The sequence below is a fragment of the Bacillus sp. AFS041924 genome (genome assembly GCF_002577195.1).
In the GTDB taxonomy this organism is placed as follows: domain Bacteria; phylum Bacillota; class Bacilli; order Bacillales; family Bacillaceae_G; genus Gottfriedia.
Genome location: NZ_NULG01000015.1, coordinates 86,320 through 106,806, shown reverse-complemented (window position 1 = coordinate 106,806; position 20,487 = coordinate 86,320). Strand labels below are relative to the sequence as shown.

The window sequence follows — 20,487 nt, the reverse complement described above, 5'->3', positions numbered from 1 at the left end:
AAAGGAAACAATCTAAGGAACCTTTTATACTTACTTTATCAAATGAAAATAAAGGGGTGTACGGAATGAATATTTTAGAAGCAAAGAAAATTCATAAAAGTTACGGAAATAAATTTAATAAACAAGAAGTTTTAAGTGGCATTGATATAAACATCGAAAAAGGTGAATTTGTTAGTATTATGGGTGCATCTGGATCGGGTAAAACAACTTTATTAAACGTTCTTTCCTCGATTGATAAGATTAATAGTGGAGGAATCGCAATTGAAGGTAAAGATATTACGGTTATGAAAGAAAAGCAGCTAGCAGAATTTCGTAAAAACTATTTAGGCTTTATCTTCCAGGAATACAACTTATTAGACACCTTAACTGTAAAAGAAAATATTCTTCTTCCTTTATCAATCACAAAAACGTCACCAAGTGAGGCTAACCAAAAATTTGATGTGATTGCTAAAGAGCTTGGAATTTTTGAATTAAAAGATAAGTATCCGAACGAAATTTCTGGGGGCCAAAAACAGCGTACTTCGGCTGCTAGAGCATTTATTCATGAACCTAGTATCATTTTCGCGGATGAACCTACAGGTGCTTTAGATTCAAAGTCTGCATCGGATTTATTAAATAAATTAAGTGATCTAAATGAAAGAAGAAATGCAACAATCATCATGGTTACACATGATCCTGTAGCAGCAAGTTTTTGTAATCGAGTTGTCTTTATTAAAGATGGACAAATTTACTCACAGCTTCATAAAGGCGATGAAACAAGACAGAATTTCTTTAAAGATATCATGAAAACTCAAGGTGTATTAGGTGGTGTTCACCATGAGCATTAATCAATTGATTTTCCGAAATTTAAAAAAGAATATAAAGAACTATTATCTTTATATTTTTGCTTTAGTTTTTAGCGCTGCCTTGTACTTCTCATTTGTTACCCTACAGTACGATCCATCAATGGACGCCACTAAGGGTTCAATTAAAGGGGCGGCTGCAATTCGCTCAGCTGCAATTTTGCTTGTCGCAATCGTTTCGATTTTCCTTTTATACGCAAATATGATTTTTATAAAAAGAAGAAGTAAAGAAATTGGTTTATTTCAATTAATTGGAATGACTAAAGACAGGATTTTTCGAATTCTAACAATTGAAAACTTTATTCTTTATTTTATTTCATTGGTTATTGGGATTTTATTAGGTTTTTCAATTTCTAGACTAATCATTATGATTTTGTATAAAATTACAGGGGTTAAAGCGATCGCTACTTTACATTTTTCTACACAAGCATTAGTTCAGACATTAATCGTGTTTGTTGTCATTTATGCATTTATTATGTTAATGAATTATGGTTTTATTAAAAGACAAACGATTTTATCTTTATTCCGAGTAGTCTCATCGACTGAAGGAAAACTTAAAAAAATGTCTATTTTTGAGATTTCTATTGGAATTTTAGGTATTTTATTAATCATCTCCGGCTACTTTTTATCATCAAAACTATTTGATGGTGATTTCACTACAATGACAGAGTTATTTTCGGCAATGATCTATATTTTGGCATCAGTCATTATTGGAACTTATTTAGTGTACAAAAGTTCAGTTCGTTTTATTTTGAATATCATTCGCAAAAAGAAAAATGGCTATTTAAATATAAATGATGTCCTATCATTATCTTCAATCATGTTTAGAATGAAGTCTAATGCTCTATTATTAACGATTATTACAACCGTATCAGGTCTAGCTATTGGCTTATTATCTTTAAGTTATATATCATACTATTCTGCTGAAAAAACAGCGAAGAGTAATGTTCCTGCTAATTTTTTCTTAGGTAATAAGAAGGATTTACAAACCTTTACATCTGCTCTAAATGAAAATGGTATTAACTACACTGAAAAACACATCGAGGTTATTCAAGTTAATGCAAATATAAAGAATATACTAGAAAAAGAGTTAGAAGGATTGATGAAGGATGCTGATCAGTTCCCTCTAGCGATCGTAAGTGAAAAATCCGTTAAATTGAATCTTTCTTCAAATGAAGTGCTATTTACCGGTTATGATGATATGCTTCAAAAATTTATGACATTGAAAGATTCAGGGAAAATTGAATTATCTAGTACAAAGAAAAAATTTAAGCTAAACTATTTAGGTTTAAAACGTGAAAAAATTATCCCTTCATACTTCACAAATGGAGGATTTCCTACAGTTATTGTAGATGATCAAGTTTTTAAAAGTTTAAAACAGAATCTCGATTCATCTATTCAAAAAACATCTACTGAATATAATGGTATTAATATAAGTGATAAGAAATTTATCGAAAAGGCAAATGACATTTATATGGACCATCAATTTGATAAAAATTATCCTAATGCTTCTCGACTTGAAAACGTTAATAGTCAGAATGCAAATATGGGGCTTATTATGTTCATCGTCGGATTTTTAGGATTAACATTCTTAATGACATCTGGATGTATTTTATATTTTAAACAAATGGATGAAAGTGTTGATGAAAAGCCTAATTATACAATTTTACGTAAACTTGGTTTTTCTCATAGTGATTTATTACGAGGAATTCGTTCTAAGCAGCTATTTAACTTCGGAATTCCATTAGTAATCGGATTGGTGCATAGTTATTTCGCTGTCCAATCAGGATGGTTCTTATTTGGTACTGAAGTTTGGACACCAATGATCATCGTTATGGTTTTATATGCCGTTTTATACTCAGTGTTTGGCATATTATCCGTTCTTTATTATAAGAAAGTAATTAAAGAGGCACTTTAACAGACTGGCTAAGGGATACGGAAAGCATTTTTTGAAACAATATTATCTGTTCTTCGTTTCCCTAATCTAACAAAAATAATAGAAGCTTAATTTGAGCTTCTATTATTTTTTTGTTTCTTTTGATTTATAATAGTTTTATGAATACTACTTTAAAGGTGGAGCGCGATGACGAAAACAATCGTTGAAAAGTTAAACTTAAAAAAATATAAAAAGGCCACCGTATTAAATCAGCCAAGTGATGCAAATTATTTTACAGACTTACCCCATTTTGATACGGACCTATTAAACCATCCTTACGATCTTATATTTGCCTTCGCACTTGATATGGACTCACTTAAAGAGTTAGTACCGCAGATCATACATAATCATTATTTAGATAAAAATGGCTACATTTTTATTGCCTATCCGAAAAAAGGAAACAAAGTATATCCAACCTATATTCACCGTGATGATTTATTTGAAGGACTAGGTGCAGATGAGAGTGGCTATATCGGATCAAGTACAATTAAGTTTGCACGTATGGTTGGACTAGATGATGTCTTTACAGTTGTTGGATTAAAAGATGAATCGAAAACAAAAGCCACGAACTCTTCAAAAGCTAGTCAATGTGTAGATGATTATATCGATTTGATTCCAAACGTTGAAAAGGATTTAGAGGATAATCCTGAATTGCTTGTTTTATATAAATCTCTTACTCCTGGATATCGTAAAGATTGGGCCCGCCATATATATAGCGCTAAGCAAGAAGCAACGAAAGCTAAAAGACGTGAAGAAATGAAAATGGTCTTAGGTGCTGGCTATAAAACAATGGATCTATATCGCAGAGATAAAAAATAAGGTTATAAAGGCCAAAAATCCACAAGGAATTCCTTGTGGATTTTCTTCATATTGACTATCTTCTTTAGCAACAACGAGTGACCTTACCACCTTTAGAGTTAAAGCGCGATTCTTGTGCTTCGATAAAAAACTCCTTTCTCGACTGAATTGGTTGATTGGGATGACGAGTTTTCATATGTTCAACGTACTTTTCATAGCTTGGTACCCCTACTAGTAAGCTAATGAACTGTTTGTAATATTTTTTGAACTCCGCTATTTTATAACGCATAATTTTTCGGTTCACTTTCTTCTCGTTTTATATAAGGAGTTTCATGTAATTTTATCGGTTTATTTGACAATATATTAATCCAATTACGTATTGAAGCAATTAGAACTAGAAGTACGATAATCATAAATAATCCACAAATCGTTGCATCAATATAGTCATTTAAAATAATTTGATTCATTTGTGCATTACTAGTTGCTGGAGCAATGATTTTGCCAGCTTCTAAACCTTCTTTAAAAACTTTAGCATGAGATAAAAATCCTATTTTAGGTAATGCATGAAACAACTTTTGCCATCCTGCAGTCATCGTAATAACTAATATCCAAATTGTCGGTAATAGCGTGATCCAAGCATATGCTTTTTTCCCCATTTTCAACAATATCGTTGTACCGAGTAATAATGCAATTGCAGCAAGCATTTGATTCGCAATACCGAATAACGGCCATAAAGTATTAATACCACCAAGTGGGTCAATAACTCCTTGGTAAAGGAAATAACCCCACCCGAATACACAAATAGCCGTTGCAATTAGATTAGCAGGAAGAGATTCCGTCTTGCCAAATGGCTTGTATACATTACCCAAGATGTCCTGTGTCATATATCTCCCAATACGCGTTCCCGCATCAATTGTTGTTAATATAAATAACGCTTCAAATAGAATAGCAAAATGGTACCAAAAAGCCATCAATGCCTTCCCACCGATTACTTTAGAAAAGAGTGCCGCCATACCAATTGCTAAAGTCGGGGCACCGCCAGTACGCGAAAGGATTGTTTGCTCTCCAACGTCTTTTGCTAACGTGGATAGCTCATTAGGAGTAATTGTAAATCCCCAACTCGAAACTACTTGTGCCACTTGATTCACATCTGTTCCAATGAGGGCAGGTGGACTATTGATAGCAAAGTATGCACCAGGAGTTAATAAACATGCCGCAATCATAGCCATTACTGCAACGAATGATTCTGTTAACATCGCACCATAACCAATGGCACGGGCATGTGTCTCACGCTCAATCATTTTTGGTGTAGTACCAGAAGCAACTAATGCATGGAATCCAGAAACAGATCCACACGCAATTGTTATAAATAAAAATGGAAATAGATTTCCGGCGAATACAGGACCTGAGCCGTCAATAAATTTTGTTACAGCTGGCATTTGTAAATCTGGTGCCACAATAATAATTCCAACTGCTAAAGCTAAAATCGTACCAACCTTCAAGAACGTACTTAAATAATCACGTGGAGCTAATAAAAGCCACACTGGTAGAACGGATGCAATAAATCCATAACCAATTAACATAAGTGCAATTGTTTCACCGTTAAACGTAAACATTGCTGCTAGCGTTGGATTTTCTGCAACATATTGTCCAGCAACTAATGAAAGTAGTAGTAAAATTACACCAATAAATGATCCTTCCCCTACTCGTCCTGGACGAATATATCGCATATAAATACCCATGAAGAGTGCGATTGGAATCGTTGCTGCGATTGTAAACATTCCCCACGGACTGCCTGCAAGTGCTTTAACAACTACTAATGCTAATACAGCCAATAGAATGACCATAATTCCTAAAATACCTATTAAAGCAATGACCCCAGTTATTGGACCAATCTCTTCTTTAATCATTTCTCCAAGTGATTTACCATTTCTACGTGTTGAAGCAGCTAGAATAACAAAATCCTGTACTGCTCCAGCAAGTACAACTCCTACAATAATCCAAATTGTACCAGGTAAATAACCCATTTGCGCTGCTAAAATTGGTCCTACTAGTGGTCCAGCTCCAGCAATAGCTGCAAAATGATGACCAAATAATACCCACTTGTTCGTTGGTACATAATCTTTCCCATCATTGTTGATTTCTGCAGGTGTTTTACGATTTTCATCAAGTTTAAATACTTTTTCTGCAATAAACTTACTATAAAATCGATAAGCTACCGCATATGTACAAACAGCCGCTGTAAGGAGCCAAATCGCATTAATTGTCTCCCCTCTTTCTAATGCTAATACAGAAAAACAGAAAGCCCCAAGTATTGAAATTAATCCCCAAATTACTATTGATTTTAAAGATTTCACTAACAGAACCTCCTTCTTCATTTATAAAAGAAAGTATATCATTAATTCAGAATTTTTTGTCAATTAATGGAAAAAAAAGTATAATAACGACATTTTTACTGATTTTATGCTAAGTTTGTTCCATAAAAAATAGACGAAAGTTGCATTGAACTTTCATAAATGAAGATTTTCAAGGGATAATGCAACTTTTACCATCGGGTAATTTGAATTACTAATTTACATAAAAAAACCATCCTAGCATTAAAAAGCCAGGATGGTTTTCTTTCCTATTTAACAGGCTATTTATCATTTTGAATAAAATTAATGTCAATCAGTTCGTTCAGCTTTTGTAATTCTTGTTCACCTATTAACGATTTCCCATCGTTTAAAGTTACTAGGGCGCTTTCAATTAAATATTTACGTGGTGTTTTTGACTGCAACAATTCATTTTGTAAAAAGTCTAGTAACTCATTATATTTTTGTTGTTCATTACTATTTAACACAGACTTTTTCATAATACAAATAATACTACAAAGCTTTTGTTGAAGATTTTCTTCAGTCTTTCTTGCTGGTAACCATCTATCTAATAGTCCCAAATCGAATAATTGCTCACCTGTTTCCTCAACATCCTGGGCGATTTTAATTATACGTTTTACACTATAACGGACGACTTGTTCCATACTAATACCGATATCTTTGGCAAGGTCATAATATCTCACATTATGGTGAATAATTCCTAAAAACATGATGGCACTGTCTAATAAAAAAGCTTTCTTATCACTACCAAAAATGTCTAAAAACCGTGTATACACCCAGTGTAATGTTTTGAAATTACCCTCTCTTATGAATTGCTTAATATCTAAGTCATTTATATAAATTACTTCTTCAAACAGAGAAATCAATTTATTATCTCTATTTGCCTCCATTAATAAAGTTATTTGTTTAATGAAAATTTCAATATCAGAAGGACTCTGACCGATTAATAACTCATTTCTTTCATGTTCAAGTTTTTTATAAATCATATTAAATAGTGCGACTACTAAATCACTTTTAGATGAAAAATAATTATAAAATGTACCTTTTGAAATACCACTATAGTCTAATATGTCTTGGATAGACGTTGCTTGATATCCTTTTTCAATAAACAATTCATGGGCTATTTTTACGACATGCTGTTTACGATTATTCATATAATCACCTTGGTTTTAGTTAATTACTGCTTAAAAAACATAGTACATTATTTTGACAGTTAAAACTAGTAAATATCTTATTAGATTATTAAAGATTTCTAATGGTTATTATAATTGCATCTGATGAATGAATGGTATATCATATTATCTTATATAGAAGATGGAAACGCAGTTCAAAAAAATGAACTAGATGTACAAAGGAGGGGAAATCATGGATCATTCCATGAATAATTCGGTTCGCCCACCATATGGGATTCTTACAATCCTGATGATTGGGGCGTTTATTGCTTTCTTAAACAATACATTACTTAATATTGCTTTACCTTCTATCATGAAGGATTTAGACGTTGAACCTTCGACTGTTCAATGGCTTTCTACTGGATATATGCTAGTTAACGGGATCTTAATTCCAACTACAGCCTTTTTAATCCAAAAATATTCTGTCAGACACTTATTTTTAGCTGCACTACTTTTATTTAATATCGGTACTCTTGCCGCAGGTTTTGCACATATTTTTCCTTTTTTATTGGCGGGCCGCATGATCCAAGCATCTGGTTCGGCTATTTTAATGCCATTATTAATGAATGTTATGCTAACAAGCTTCCCTGTTGAAAAACGAGGAACTGCAATGGGCTTCTTCGGTTTAGTCATGATGGGTGCACCAGCAATTGGACCAACATTATCTGGTTGGATCATTGAGCACTATGACTGGAGAATGCTTTTCCATGTCGTTTCACCGATCGCATTAACTATTTTAATTATCGGCTTTTTCTTACTGAAAGATAAAAAAGAGAAATCAAATACGACAATTGACCTTTTCTCAGTTCTTTTATCTAGTTTAGGTTTTGGTGGTTTATTATATGGTTTTAGTACTGCTGGAACTAAAGGATGGGATAGTCCAGAAGCATACGTTACTTTAATTGTAGGTGTTATTTCATTAATACTATTTATCGTACGTCAATTAAAACTTGATACACCAATGTTAAACTTTAGAATTTATCGATATCCAATGTTTGCTTTATCATCAGCTATTTCAATCGTTGTTACGATGGCGATGTTCTCTGCAATGATGCTTTTACCGATTTATACTCAAACACTTCGAGGTATTAAACCTTTTGATGCAGGTTTAATGCTATTACCAGGAGCTCTATTAATGGCAATTATGTCGCCAATCACTGGAAAATTATTTGATAAAATTGGCGGAAGAATACTTGCAGTAACTGGTTTAACAATCATGACAGTTACTACTTACTTTTTAAGCAAGTTAACAATGGATACAACTTACACACATCTCATTGTTTTATACTCATTACGTATGTTCGGTATGTCGATGGTAATGATGCCAGTATCAACAAATGGATTAAATCAATTACCAAAACGATTTTACCCACATGGTACGGCTATGAATAATACATTACAGCAAGTATCTGGTGCGATCGGTACAGCTTTATTAGTAACGGTCATGTCGAATCGTACAGAATCAAAAGCTAAAGAATTAGCTGCCGAAGCGATGAAGCATGTGACTAGTAAACCTACACCTGAAATGCTTGCTCAAATCAAGCAAGAAATTACAATGAAAGCAATGCTAGAAGGTATTAACTTTTCATTTTATGTGACTGTTTTCGTTGCAGCAGTAGCACTGGTACTTGCATTCTTTATCAAACGTGCAACAACTGCAGAGGAACCTGTAGTGAAAGAAACAACTACTAGTACAAACTTTAAGAAAAAGTTAGCGGAGAATTAAAAGGCTCAAACTAAAAAAATACAACCAAGTTTAAGATGTACCCATCTAAAATAGACACTAAAAAACTAAACCATTGTTACCCGTAGATTACATGGAAACAATGGTTTAGTTTTTTTGTATACGTCTATTTTTTATAGAAATGGATATTCCTTAATTGATCATTGCTAATTCTTATAATTCTACTAAAATATTCGAAATTTTAGCGGCATTTTCATATTGCGCTGTTTCTAGATAGTATTCATATAATTCCATAGCATATTTTTTTAATAAAGATAAGTGGTTCGCTGATTGGAAATATGGAAGAGCTTTTACCTCTATATATTCGTAATATTGCTTTTTTTTATCTTCTATACGAAAAGTAATTATTTTAAATAAAATTTGATATAACATATTGTTCATTTGTTTTGCGACTGATCTACCTTTGTGAGCCATTCTTAACGCTTCTGTTTTTTTTATTAATTTACCGTCTTGGCAAAGAATCAAATAATTACGTAGAGTTTTGAGATATGGAGCTGAAGGTTTTTCAACTAAATTAAGAGCTTCTATACATAATCTTTGTGCTTTTATGTAATCCTTTCTTCTCCAGTATACGAAAGATAAATTACCTAATAATATTTCTTTAATTTCAACTGCATTCAATAAATCACATTCTTGAATTAAATTATAATAGCTTTCCTCTATTTGTTTAATATCTGTATTTTTATCATTGTGAATTTGTGCAAGCATAAAAGCTTCAGTCTCTAAAGCCATTTTAAAGTTTTTCGTATCTTTAAAATGACGCAGAGCTTTTTCAGCTTGTGCATATGCCATTGTTTTGTTTTGAATTAAGTGATTAGCTCTCGCTATGTGGTAGTAGTATTCATCATTTCTATATTTATCTATATCAATTTCTTTTAGGATATTGATCGCCTGTCGTGTATCTTTTTCTAATGAAATTTCATTTGTCTCGATGTAATAGATTCCCCACACATGCAATTGGAGATTCTTTTCGAAAGGGGGAAGATTTTGATAGATTTTTTTTACACTTTGTAAAATAGAGTATGTCTTAACATAATCTTTTTTTAAGATATAATATCTCGCCTTTAACAAGGTATAGTACGCTGCGTACTCAGTAGAGTTTAGAAATGGAATTCTTTCAAATTCTTTATACATCGCCTCTACAAAATCCATCTTTTGCATAATGATGAACTTATGCCAACGATTAAGTTGATTTTCCATATTTTCAAGAAGAGCAACTTCTTTTTCGATATCAATATTCAACCGGTCTGAAATAACCTTAATAATATCGTGGGAATAGGCTGTTTGCTCTAATTCAATTTTACTAATATAGGAAAGTGTACAAATGCCCCTCCCTAATTCTTCCTGTGTTAACCCTATTTTTTGCCGATAAAATCTGATGATTTGCCCAACTGACAATTTACTCTACTCCTTCACACTCCACCTATTTAATGAAATAAAATTTTAATAAATTTAACTTTATCTTAATATATCACTACTTGCAAAGAGTTGACAATTCGTCAAATCTAATTACTAGTATATGGAAAAATGTTTTTGGAACCACAGTAAAATATTTGATTAACTAATCATTATAAAAATAAAACATCTCCAACATGACGCTCTTTATAAAGCAATCTGTTTGAGATGTTTTGGATATATTTATTAATGGAGGATCGGATTACTATTTATCTAAAAATCAGAATGAAACCTCTTCTTCTATGAGCTTGTGATTAGTTACTGTTTTCATCTGTATCATCATGATATGTCCCTGCTTCTTGCTGTGCATTAAATGTCCAGTTTACTTGTAGCTTGTCTCCTTGGAAATGGTTTTGGTCTTGTCCATTATCTACAAACTCGAATAATACGAAGATTTTTTCCTTATTGCCTGCTAAAATGCCATCTGGGATAGGACCATTTAAAGTATCAATTTGAGTGATATCTGGTTGTTGATTTTGTAAGTCATATAGTGTTGTTTCAACAATTGGATTTGTTGCACTACTAGTGTTATACATAATTGTCACTTTAATATGTTTAGCTAAATCATCACCATTATTATTTGAATTAGCATCTTTCACATTATATTTTGTGTCTAATAATACTTTACTGATATTTAATGATCCATTGTTTTCCAATGTAAATTCACGGAAAATTTCATCTCCAGGTTTGATGTTGCTAATATTTACAACAGCTTTAGGATTCAATGCTAAGTCTAATGTTCCTGCAGCAAAAGTATTATGTGTCTCAACTGAGTCACTAAAATATGCAAATGTTCCTCCTCCAATTAAAGATAATCCTAATGCAGCACTCATGACTCCTTGACTTACTTTCTTCGTAAAACTCATTTTATTTCCCCCTTAGGTATAATATATTAAACTCTTATGTATTCTATAGGTGATACATATGAGATCTAATCAACTTAATCAAGCTTTTGCTGTTTGCTCTAGCTCTTTTTTTGCACTTCCAATTGAATAAATAGCAGAAATAATAAGGAATATCCCTGGTATTATTAATAAAAGCGATGATCCAATTTTTGAATTCGCATAGTTTAACGCGTAACCTAAATAAGGAATCGTAAAACCAGTATATTTTCCTACTATGTCTTGCTTAGTGACTGTCCATAAATCTGGGCTATTATTGTTATCACCTTTTGTTTTATATGTGATGACGCCATTCTTATTTTTTATTTCTATGATTCTATGAGTTACTAACTTTTCTTTAACCCGGAAAGTGACGACATCATTTTTTTGATAGCTAGTTTGATTTGTGTGTATTTTTATTGAGATAATCGATCCTGTTTGAAAAGTCGGTTCCATTGACCCAGATAATACTGATTTTACTTGGTAACCAAACATCGAAGGTTCATGTCCAGATAATCTTGAAGAAATAACAACAAATGCCAAAGTACAGACTATTCCTCCAAACATTACTTTGATGAAATTACTTAATATCGTTAATAGTTTCTTCTTCAACTTCTTCACCTACATAAAATTATTTAAGTTCTCCATTTTGCTTCTGAACATTTTTTGTTTCACTTTCTAGTTTTTTTATTTGAGATGAGATAAGTGAATGAACTTCTTCTATATATTCAAAGTCAACAGTGGCTTGAACATTTTTTAAGATGTTAAGTCCGTCATTGTATCCTTTACTTACATAATCGAATGTCCTAGGGTCTGTATTTTTTTGATTTACTATTTGACTATTGAATTGAGATAGTTCATCTACATTACGTTCTAAAGTTTTGTATAGAAGACGAATCTTTTGGTCAGTTTCTTTGATTTTATCTTCACTTACCTTCAGGTCTTGATAAGAAACATCTGTCGAAGGAAGATCAATCGTTTCATATTCATTGTTGATCGTCTTAGCAATTTCTTGTGATTGGTACACTAGCTGATTTATTGTTGATGGAAATACAAAAGCCGTTGATGCTTCGATTGGCGTTAACGTTTCTTTAGTTGTAAAGGAAGCTTCTGTTTCTCCAACGATTTTCTCCCCAACGTAAAATGAAATACAGCATAAGCAAGGAAAAATTATCATCTTATGAATTGAATTTCTCATGTGTTCCCCCCCCTCTTGTGAAGTAATCAAACTCAATTGATTTTTATTATACAGAATTTGCTGAAAATTGTTACCGAGATATTTTCTATTAAAATCATGGTAGAATTTTGTCGAATTTTGAATTATTTGTATGAAAAATCTATTTATCTACTAAAATATCTCTCAAGATTAAATAATCGAAAATCCATTGATTTAGTTTGGTTTTTTTTCAATAATTGTAATTGTTCCAAAATTCAAATTTAGGGGTGTAAACAGTGAAAAAGAGAAATTCGAAAAGTACAAGAAGTAAGACCGTTATTCCAGCAGTATTATCTTTATCCGTTGCAATGGGTGGCTTAATTCCAGCTACAATAGTTGGATCTGGAAAAGCAAGTGCCCAAACCGTTTCAGATGTAGTAAATAAGGATGAGATAATCAAAGCGTTTCTACATTCAAAAGTAGAAAATCAAAAAACAAGACTAGTCAATATTGGTGAACAATTTAAAATTGTGAGCGAAGAAACGGATCCTTTAACTGGTACTTATCATGTACGTACAGTTGAGCAGTATAAAGGAATACCTATTTATGGATCAGGTCAAACTGTTGCACTAGATGCAAACAATAATGTTTATTCATCTATCGGGAAAGTAACTCAAGATCTATCGCGTTCACTAATAACGACTGAAGCAACAATTTCAGAGGAGGATGCTGTTGAGATCGCAAAAGACAAAGTTGAATCAAAAATTGGAACAGTTGAACGTTATGATCAAATTGACTCTCAATTAACAATCTATCCTTTTAACGGAAAATATTATTTAACTTATCTAGTTAAAGCTTCAACTTCAACACCAGCCCCAGGCTTCTTCCACTATTTTGTAGATGCAAATAGCGGAGAAGTGATTGATAGCTATAATGCATTAGATACTGCAATTGATCCAACAACACTTTCACCAGTAACTGGAAGGGGATTAGACCTTCACGGTAAGATGCAATCTTTCCCTGTCGGAAAGGATCTTGCAACTGGAACTAGTTATTTATACGGTGCATCAGTTTACGGAACTAATAGTGTTCCTATTGCAACTTTTACTGCAAAACGTGCTAATGAAACAGCCTTTCAAATTGTTTCTGCTTTTGGTTTTAGTGGTTATGATATTACAACTAATAGCTCAAGTAATTTCTTCGCTGATCCTGCAGCCATTTCAGCCCAATTTAACTCAGATAAAGTCAACCAATACTATCAACATATTCATAAACGTAATAGTTTAGATAATAATGGTATGAAACTAATTAACACTGTTCACGTTGGCGTTAAATGGAATAATGCCGGCTGGAATGGAAAACAAATGGTATACGGAGATGGCGACGGAGTTAAATATAGCTCATTAGCTGGCGGTTTAGATGTTGCGGGCCATGAAATGACGCATGGTGTGGTTACAAATTCTGCTGATCTAATTTATAAAAATGAATCTGGAGCTATAGATGAATCGTTAGCAGATATTTTAGGTAATTTCGCTCAAATTTACACTACTGGAACAACTGAGTGGGAACTTGGAGAAGAAATCTTTACTCCTAACATCAATGGAGACGGCGGACTTCGTTCAATGAGTAACCCTGCAGGCAAGGCTCAAAGTTTAATGCCATCAGGTCACTATCCTGATACATACCAAGATCGTTACTTAGGTACTGAAGATAATGGTGGCGTACACATTAACAGTGGAATCAATAACAAAGCTGCTTATTTATTAACTCAAGGTGGAACGAATAATGGTATTACAATTAAAGGAATTGGAAATAAAAAGGCAGAAAAAATCTATTACCGTGCACTTACTCTCTATTTAACTCAATCTTCTGGTTTTAAAGAGATGCGAGAAGCTGCAATCCAAGCTGCACGTGACTTATATGATAAAAATGGTGTTACTTCAGCAGAAACACAAGCTGTCATGGATGCATATACTTCTGTAGGTGTATACTAATCGATAAAAAAAGATAAGCAATTTAATCATGAACTCTAAGTGGGGGTCGCGAGAAAAAACTTTTTTGCGCATAGTAAACTATGGTTTCTAAGATCTAATTTTGTTGAACCTATTCATTATGGGGTTCAACAAACTATACAAAATAATTAAAAAATAAACGAAATCAAATTGTTTTATCAATCTACCATCATTTATAATGCACCTCAAATATTAGACATATCTAATATTCGGAGGTGCATTTTGTATTATTCATAGGTTGACAGTTTGGTCCATTCAGTCATATATGTTTTGAACGATCAGCTAAAAATATCTAAAGTTTTCAAATGCATTAGTTTTCAAATATAATATTATCCCCTACAGGTAGACTGTATACCGTATAACTAAGAGGTAATTTTTTTATGGCGAAAAAAGGACAAACAGTTTAAACGAAAAAAAGATGATCCTGTTCAATACAGAAATCATCTCATTAAAACGGCATAGCCTTTTTATCAATTACATAGCTAATTATGGTTGAACTTTTTTATTAGTTTTTGTAAATAAAATAATCAAAATCCGCATGGAGCCCTTGACCAGTCGTATCCTGACATTGCATTCCAACGAACGCACCTGTAAAGAATCCACCGCCTTGAATATAATCATCAGACAGTTTATATGAATAAAGTGTTACAGGGATTGCTGTCCACTCCTCTCCATCAAATGAGTAAGAGTACTCATAAACATTCGTTTTCACGTCTACTCGAAGATAGACATAGTCAACATGTTCTGGAATGATAATTTCGTTGCCTTGAAGAGGTTGATCGAACTTAAAATTATCACACGATACTAATTCAAGAATTCTGCCCTTCTCTTCATGCCATGTGATTTGGCATGAAGTCCAATTTTGAGTATTATAGTAATTTACTAAACCGGCCGATTGATGGAATGTGCTTGGATTAAATGCCATCTTTGTTTCTGCAGTAAAATTAAAGTGCTGCCAACGTCTTGCTACAAAGGATTGAGTAAACTTAGATGTTAGTGATTCTCTTCCATAAAGACGCAAATGCCCTGGATTGTCTTTTAATGAAACGATATTTTCTCCTAACGGAATTCTCAAATTTTGAAAATGAGGATTTAAGGTTTCTGAATTAAAGTCATCCTTCTGAGGATAATCACTTTCCCATTTTACTTCATCAATCTTCGGACCTTCTATTTCAAGTGAAGGACTATTTCCTCCCACAACATACGGCCAATCATTTTTCCACTCTAGCCTTTGGATGGCCGTTTCTCTACCTAGTGGGCAGAATCCTCTTGGATCTAATAATGGCTGACCTTCTCTTGGTAATGGTCTTCCCGTTAAATGGACAAGAAACCATTCATCCGTGTGCGTTTGAACAATTGATGCATGTCCTGCTTTTTGAAGAGGAATTCTTGGTGTATGGAATGACGAAATTAACGGATTTTCAGGGTGTACTTCATATGGACCCTCTAATTGTTTTGATCTGGCAATAGTCGCTTGGTGATCGTATTTCGTACCACCTTCTGCTGTTAATAAGTAATAGTAATCATTTATTTTATATAAATGTGGTGCTTCCGTCAGTTTAATATCTGTTCCTTTAAAGATAACCTCTGCTTTTCCAATCAGTTTCTTTTCTTCTATGCTGTACTCTTGTAGTGAAATGCCATAAAAGCTATGATTGCTTATACGGTGATCCCAAACCATATTGACTAAATATTTCTTTCCATCCTCATCATGGAATAGAGATGGATCAAAACCGGTGCTATTCAAGTAAACTGGATCTGACCATTTTCCATCAATCGTGTCACATGTTGCAAGATAATTGTGGCAATCCTTCCATTGACCTTCGACTACCTTTACATCCGTGTAAATTAACCAAAACTGTCCATCATGATAAGATAATGCAGGAGCCCATATTCCACCAGAATCAGGATTACCTGTCATGTTTAGTTGACTTAAACGGTTTAAAGGTCTTGATGCTAAGCGCCAATTCTTTAAATCCTTTGAATGATAGATTCCAACCCCTGGAAACCATTCAAATGTTGAAACCGCAATATAATAATCTTCTCCAACTCGGCAAATACTTGGGTCCGGATTAAATCCCGGTAAAATTGGATTGCTAATTTTAGCCATTTTAAACTCCTCCATATGCATTTTTATAATTCATTACAAATTTATTTAATAAGCACCTTTGATATATTCAGATACATTTTTTTGATAGAATAGCTCTATTTGATCCAATTCTGCTTTCGAAAAAGACCGTATATTCATTGCTTCTAAATTGTCATTCACTTGGCTTTGATTTCTAAATCCGGGAATTACACATGTAATTTCTTTTTGATCTAAAATCCATCTAAGCGCCGCACTAGCCATAGATGACCTTTCCTCGGCAATCCAGTTAATTCGATTCGCCAATTCCACTCCTTTTTTAAAACCTAAGCCAGCAAATGTTTCCCCGATATTAAAGGCTGCTCCATTTTCGTTAAAGTTTCTGTGATCATCTTCTTCAAAATTATGATCAGCCTCATACTTACCAGACAAGAGTCCGCTAGCTAGGGGTAATCTTACTAGAATCCCAACCCCACGCTTATAAGCTTCAGGTAGTAATACTTCTAGCGGCTTTTGTCTAAACAGATTAAAGATAACCTGTAAACTTTTCACATTAGGGTTTTCTAAACAAATTATTCCTTCTTCAACTGTTTCTACACTTACCCCGTAATGGCGGATTTTCCCTTCAGCTTTTAAACGGTCAAGTACATCAAATACTTCTCCATCCCTTAAAATGTCAGTTGCCGGGCAATGCACTTGGTATAAATCAATCACATCACGATTTAATCGTTTCAGACTATCCTCACAATAGGATCTAACCGCTTCATATGAGTAATTTTCTGGTGAAAAGATGTCACCTTTTCGGCAAAATTTTGTTCCAATATAAATTTTATCTTCAATTCCTTTTGTTGCTTTAGCTAGTAGCTCTTCACTATGCCCATCACCATAAACATCTGCCGTATCAAAAAAATTTACACCTTGATCTATAGCGTACTGCAAGGATTTTAATGCTTCATTATCGTCTGTTTTTCCCCATGCTCCACCAATAGCCCAAGTGCCAAAGCTTACCTCACTAATCATTAATCCTGTACTGCCAAGTTCACGATAATTCAAGGAAATCCCTCCATTAGTGCAATCTATATCTTCTAAAATTACCTTCTAAATTCTGATAACATCCTATTTAGTTCTTTCGTTTGGGTATAAACCTGTTTATAGATCGAAAAAAGCTTTTCATATCGTTTAACATTTTCACTAACAGGCTTATATGAAGTTATTGGTTTAATAAATTCTTCTGCACAAACCTCTAATGATTCAAACCAACCGCAACCATACGCAGCAAGCATTGCCGCACCCATACCAGGACCCTGCTCGCTTGAAAGCTTAATAATCGTCGCATTAAAGATATCTGCTTGCATCTGAAGCCATATAGGATTCTTTGCGCCGCCACCAATTGAAATTATTGAATCAATCTTTTTACCATTGCTACGGAAAATTTCAATTGACTCATTTAATGAAAAAGTAATGCCTTCCATGACAGCCCGTGCAAAATCACTTCTCTTATGTGCTGCATCCATACCTATAAAACAGCCTCTTATGACTGAATCTGCATGCGGCGTTCTTTCACCAACCAAGTACGGAGTAAACATTAAACCATTAGACCCAATTGAAATGTGACCAACATCCTCTAGTAGTTGTTCGAAATTCTCTTGCTCCGCAAACGTATTTTTAAACCAGCTTAACGAATAACCTGCCGCTAGCGTTACACCCATAGAATAGTAAGCATCTTCTTTGCCATGGTTAAAATAGTGAACTTTCCCTTTGAAGTCAAGATCACCATCTTCTTCATATGAAAGCACAACTCCCGAAGTACCAATACTACATAACGTATTTCCCTCTTTTAAAATACCTGAGCCGATTGCACCACAAGCATTATCCGCTCCACCTGCAAATACTTTTACATCACAGCTAAGTCCCGTCAGGTTAGAAACCTCTTTTGTAATTGTTCCTACACAATCATGGGACTCAACAATTGTTGGGCATAGATGTAATGGAATATCAAATTGACTACATAATTCTTCACTCCACTGCTTTTCCTTTACGTTTAAAAGCAAAGTACCCGCAGCATCAGAAAATTCAGTGTGAATTTCCCCAGTTAGACGATAACGAAGATAATCTTTAGGCAACATAAAAACCGCTGCTTGATTAAAAATTTCAGGTTCAAATTCTTTAACCCATAAAAGCTTTGGTAAAGTAAATCCTTCAAGAGCAGGATTTTTCGTTATTTCAAGTAACCGTTCTTTTCCTACCTCATTTATATACTCACATTGCTTTGTCGTTCTCGTGTCATTCCATAAAATCGCATGACGAAGACTATTTTTTTCTTTATCCAATAACACTAGACCATGCATTTGACCAGAAAAACTAATCCCTTCAATATCATTCGGATTGCCATTAAAACCTCTGATTAATTCAACTAGTCCATCAATTGTTTTTTCTACCCATTCTTCAGGATTTTGCTCACTATAACCAGATTTCTCTTGTATTAATGGATAGGAACGAGAGATTTCTTGGCATACCGCTCCGTACTGGTTAACTAACAATATTTTTACTGCACTTGTACCTAAATCAATACCTACTACATATTTCATAACAATCATCCTTTGTCATTTTTAATCTCACCGTATGTGAAAAATGTGCTGGAAATAATGAAATTCCCAGCACACTTAATGGTCAAGAGTGTTTTATACAGTTGCGAATTCAGAAATTGCTTCCAATAAATATTGGTTTAATACTGCTTTCAGACGTTCTTCACGACCAGATTTATTTTGGATTTCACCTAAATTTAATGCATATGCTTCAAGTGTATGGAAATTTGCTTTATTATCTACGATTTCCTTACCAATTCCATAAGTAAAGCTGCTATAACGATCTTCAACAAAGCTTTCAAACACTTTATCTTCAATTAGTTTATTTGCAACTAATGTACCAATTGCAAAGCTATCCATTCCAGCAATATGGGCATGGAATAAATCTTCAATATCAAATGAGCCTCGTCTTACCTTAGCATCAAAGTTTAAGCCACCTTTTCCTAAACCACCATTTTTAAGAATTTCATACATTGCTAATGTAGTCGAGTAAAGATCCGTAGGGAATTCATCTGTGTCCCAACCAATTAACTTATCTCCTTGGTTTGCATCGACCGAACCAAGCATTCCATTCATTCGAGCAACACGCAATTCATGTTCAAAAGTATGTCCCGCAAGCGTTGCATGATTCGCTTCAATATTGAATTTAAACTGTTTGTCTAAACCATTAGCTTGTAAGAAAGCTAGTCCAGTTGCCACATCAAAGTCATATTGATGCTTCGTTGGTTCTTTTGGCTTTGGTTCAATTAAGAACTGACCATCGAATCCGATTTCTTTTGCATAATCTACAGCCATATGGAAGAAACGTGCAAGGTTGTCTTGCTCAAGCTTCATATCTGTATTCATAAGCGTGTCATAACCTTCACGTCCACCCCAGAATACATAGTTAATTGCACCAAGCTCTTTCGCAATTTCTAATCCTTTTTTTACTTTTGCTGCTGAATATGCAAATACATCTGCATTATTAGATGTAGCAGCACCATTTACATAGCGAGGATGAGTAAACATATTTGCTGTATTCCAAAGCAATTTTGTTTTACTTGTTTTCATATATTCTTTGATCATTTCAACAATAACATCTAAGTTTTTGTACGTTTCACTTAATGTATTTCCTTCTGGGGCCACATCTGAATCATGGAAACAGAAGAAAGGAACATCTAATTTTTCATAAAACTCAAATGAAGCTTCTACACGTGCCTTAGCAAGATCCATTCCTGTTAAGTGGTTCCAAGGGCGTTGCATTGTTCCTGCTCCAAATGGATCTGCACCATCGGCAGTAAATGTATGCCAGTATGCAACTGAGAAACGTAGTAAATCTTCCATTTTTTGTCCGTTAATGATTCTTTGAGGATCATAGTATTTAAATGAAAGTGGATTTTTTGATTTAGGACCTTCAAATTTAATTTTGTTAATATTAGTAAAGTAACTCATGTTTAATTCCTCCTAAA

At 33.6% G+C, this 20,487-nt stretch carries 16 protein-coding genes; 5 read left to right on the top strand and 11 right to left on the bottom strand.

The genetic code is table 11. The features are described from left to right. The first annotated feature begins 65 nt into the window (after positions 1-65). The 3 genes from COC46_RS05250 (at position 66) to COC46_RS05240 (ending at position 3,597) form a co-directional block, all read left to right on the top strand. The gene (locus tag COC46_RS05250) at positions 66-827 is read left to right on the top strand and encodes an ABC transporter ATP-binding protein (RefSeq protein ID WP_098808687.1); all 762 of its coding nucleotides are present in this window, start codon (positions 66-68) and stop codon (positions 825-827) included. Next, on the top strand, positions 817-2,760 hold the full coding sequence (locus COC46_RS05245) for an FtsX-like permease family protein (protein WP_098808686.1): 1,944 nt from the start codon (positions 817-819) through the stop codon (positions 2,758-2,760). Before COC46_RS05250 ends, COC46_RS05245 begins: the two co-directional genes overlap by 11 nt. A 165-nt stretch (positions 2,761-2,925) precedes the next feature. Next, complete coding sequence (locus COC46_RS05240) at positions 2,926-3,597, top strand: YdeI/OmpD-associated family protein (RefSeq protein ID WP_098808685.1); 672 nt, start codon at positions 2,926-2,928, stop codon at positions 3,595-3,597. A 64-nt stretch (positions 3,598-3,661) separates the two neighbouring features. Here the strand turns inward: COC46_RS05240 and COC46_RS05235 are convergent, their stop codons facing one another. From COC46_RS05235 to COC46_RS05225, 3 genes are all read right to left on the bottom strand, one after another. Next, the gene (locus COC46_RS05235) at positions 3,662-3,865 is read right to left on the bottom strand and encodes a YbdD/YjiX family protein (protein ID WP_098808684.1); all 204 of its coding nucleotides are present in this window, start codon (positions 3,863-3,865) and stop codon (positions 3,662-3,664) included. Next, positions 3,855-5,933, bottom strand: coding sequence for a carbon starvation CstA family protein (locus COC46_RS05230; RefSeq protein WP_098808683.1), 2,079 nt, complete (start codon positions 5,931-5,933; stop codon positions 3,855-3,857). The genes COC46_RS05235 and COC46_RS05230 overlap by 11 nt, the downstream gene beginning before the upstream one ends. 278 nt (positions 5,934-6,211) lie before the next feature. Beyond that, complete coding sequence (locus tag COC46_RS05225) at positions 6,212-7,102, bottom strand: TetR/AcrR family transcriptional regulator (RefSeq protein ID WP_098808682.1); 891 nt, start codon at positions 7,100-7,102, stop codon at positions 6,212-6,214. Between the two features lie 211 nt (positions 7,103-7,313). Here COC46_RS05225 and COC46_RS05220 point away from each other — a divergent pair, with 211 nt between their 5' ends. Continuing rightward, positions 7,314-8,846 (top strand): DHA2 family efflux MFS transporter permease subunit, encoded by a 1,533-nt coding sequence (locus COC46_RS05220; protein WP_098808681.1) that lies wholly within the window; start codon positions 7,314-7,316, stop codon positions 8,844-8,846. A gap of 171 nt (positions 8,847-9,017) precedes the next feature. On the opposite strand, the gene COC46_RS05215 is transcribed toward COC46_RS05220, so the two are convergent. The 4 genes from COC46_RS05215 to COC46_RS05200 all read right to left on the bottom strand — a co-directional run bounded on the left by COC46_RS05215 (position 9,018) and on the right by COC46_RS05200 (position 12,398). Then, a complete protein-coding gene (locus COC46_RS05215; protein WP_098808680.1) occupies positions 9,018-10,262 on the bottom strand; it encodes a helix-turn-helix domain-containing protein in 1,245 nt (414 codons plus the stop codon). 311 nt (positions 10,263-10,573) lie between these two features. Next, positions 10,574-11,185 carry a TasA family protein gene (locus COC46_RS05210; protein WP_098808679.1) on the bottom strand — a complete coding sequence of 204 codons (612 nt, stop codon included), beginning with the start codon at positions 11,183-11,185 and terminating at the stop codon, positions 10,574-10,576. Between the two features lie 78 nt (positions 11,186-11,263). Further along, on the bottom strand, positions 11,264-11,812 hold the full coding sequence (gene sipW / locus COC46_RS05205; protein WP_098808678.1) for a signal peptidase I SipW: 549 nt from the start codon (positions 11,810-11,812) through the stop codon (positions 11,264-11,266). 19 nt (positions 11,813-11,831) lie between these two features. After that, positions 11,832-12,398: a DUF4047 domain-containing protein gene (locus tag COC46_RS05200; RefSeq protein ID WP_098808677.1), complete on the bottom strand. Its 567-nt coding sequence runs from the start codon at positions 12,396-12,398 to the stop codon at positions 11,832-11,834. 254 nt (positions 12,399-12,652) lie between these two features. Between COC46_RS05200 and COC46_RS05195 the strand changes: the two genes are divergently transcribed. Next, positions 12,653-14,350: a M4 family metallopeptidase gene (locus COC46_RS05195; protein WP_255294816.1), complete on the top strand. Its 1,698-nt coding sequence runs from the start codon at positions 12,653-12,655 to the stop codon at positions 14,348-14,350. Between the two features lie 523 nt (positions 14,351-14,873). On the opposite strand, the gene COC46_RS05190 is transcribed toward COC46_RS05195, so the two are convergent. The 4 genes from COC46_RS05190 to xylA form a co-directional block, all read right to left on the bottom strand. Beyond that, positions 14,874-16,478, bottom strand: a complete 1,605-nt coding sequence (locus COC46_RS05190) for a glycoside hydrolase family 43 protein (RefSeq protein WP_098808676.1) — start codon at positions 16,476-16,478, stop codon at positions 14,874-14,876. Positions 16,479-16,523: 45 nt separating this feature from the next. After that, positions 16,524-17,507, bottom strand: coding sequence for an aldo/keto reductase (locus tag COC46_RS05185; protein WP_098808675.1), 984 nt, complete (start codon positions 17,505-17,507; stop codon positions 16,524-16,526). 38 nt (positions 17,508-17,545) lie between these two features. Next, positions 17,546-19,042 (bottom strand): xylulokinase, encoded by a 1,497-nt coding sequence (gene xylB / locus COC46_RS05180; protein ID WP_098808674.1) that lies wholly within the window; start codon positions 19,040-19,042, stop codon positions 17,546-17,548. A 93-nt stretch (positions 19,043-19,135) separates the two neighbouring features. Beyond that, entirely contained in the window at positions 19,136-20,470 is a 1,335-nt protein-coding gene (gene xylA, locus COC46_RS05175; protein ID WP_098808673.1) for a xylose isomerase, read from the bottom strand. Positions 20,471-20,487 lie beyond the last annotated feature (17 nt).

Excerpts from the sequence above, each read along its gene's own strand:
- COC46_RS05250 (WP_098808687.1), top strand. The coding sequence starts at position 66 with ATGAATATTTTAGAAGCAAAGAAAATTCATAAAAGTTACGGAAATAAA.
- COC46_RS05245 (WP_098808686.1), top strand. The coding sequence starts at position 817 with ATGAGCATTAATCAATTGATTTTCCGAAATTTAAAAAAGAATATAAAG.
- COC46_RS05240 (WP_098808685.1), top strand. The coding sequence starts at position 2,926 with ATGACGAAAACAATCGTTGAAAAGTTAAACTTAAAAAAATATAAAAAG.
- COC46_RS05235 (WP_098808684.1), bottom strand. The coding sequence starts at position 3,865 with ATGCGTTATAAAATAGCGGAGTTCAAAAAATATTACAAACAGTTCATT.
- COC46_RS05225 (WP_098808682.1), bottom strand. The coding sequence starts at position 7,102 with ATGAATAATCGTAAACAGCATGTCGTAAAAATAGCCCATGAATTGTTT.
- COC46_RS05220 (WP_098808681.1), top strand. The coding sequence starts at position 7,314 with ATGGATCATTCCATGAATAATTCGGTTCGCCCACCATATGGGATTCTT.
- COC46_RS05210 (WP_098808679.1), bottom strand. The coding sequence starts at position 11,185 with ATGAGTTTTACGAAGAAAGTAAGTCAAGGAGTCATGAGTGCTGCATTA.
- COC46_RS05200 (WP_098808677.1), bottom strand. The coding sequence starts at position 12,398 with ATGAGAAATTCAATTCATAAGATGATAATTTTTCCTTGCTTATGCTGT.
- COC46_RS05190 (WP_098808676.1), bottom strand. The coding sequence starts at position 16,478 with ATGGCTAAAATTAGCAATCCAATTTTACCGGGATTTAATCCGGACCCA.
- xylB (WP_098808674.1), bottom strand. The coding sequence starts at position 19,042 with ATGAAATATGTAGTAGGTATTGATTTAGGTACAAGTGCAGTAAAAATA.
- xylA (WP_098808673.1), bottom strand. The coding sequence starts at position 20,470 with ATGAGTTACTTTACTAATATTAACAAAATTAAATTTGAAGGTCCTAAA.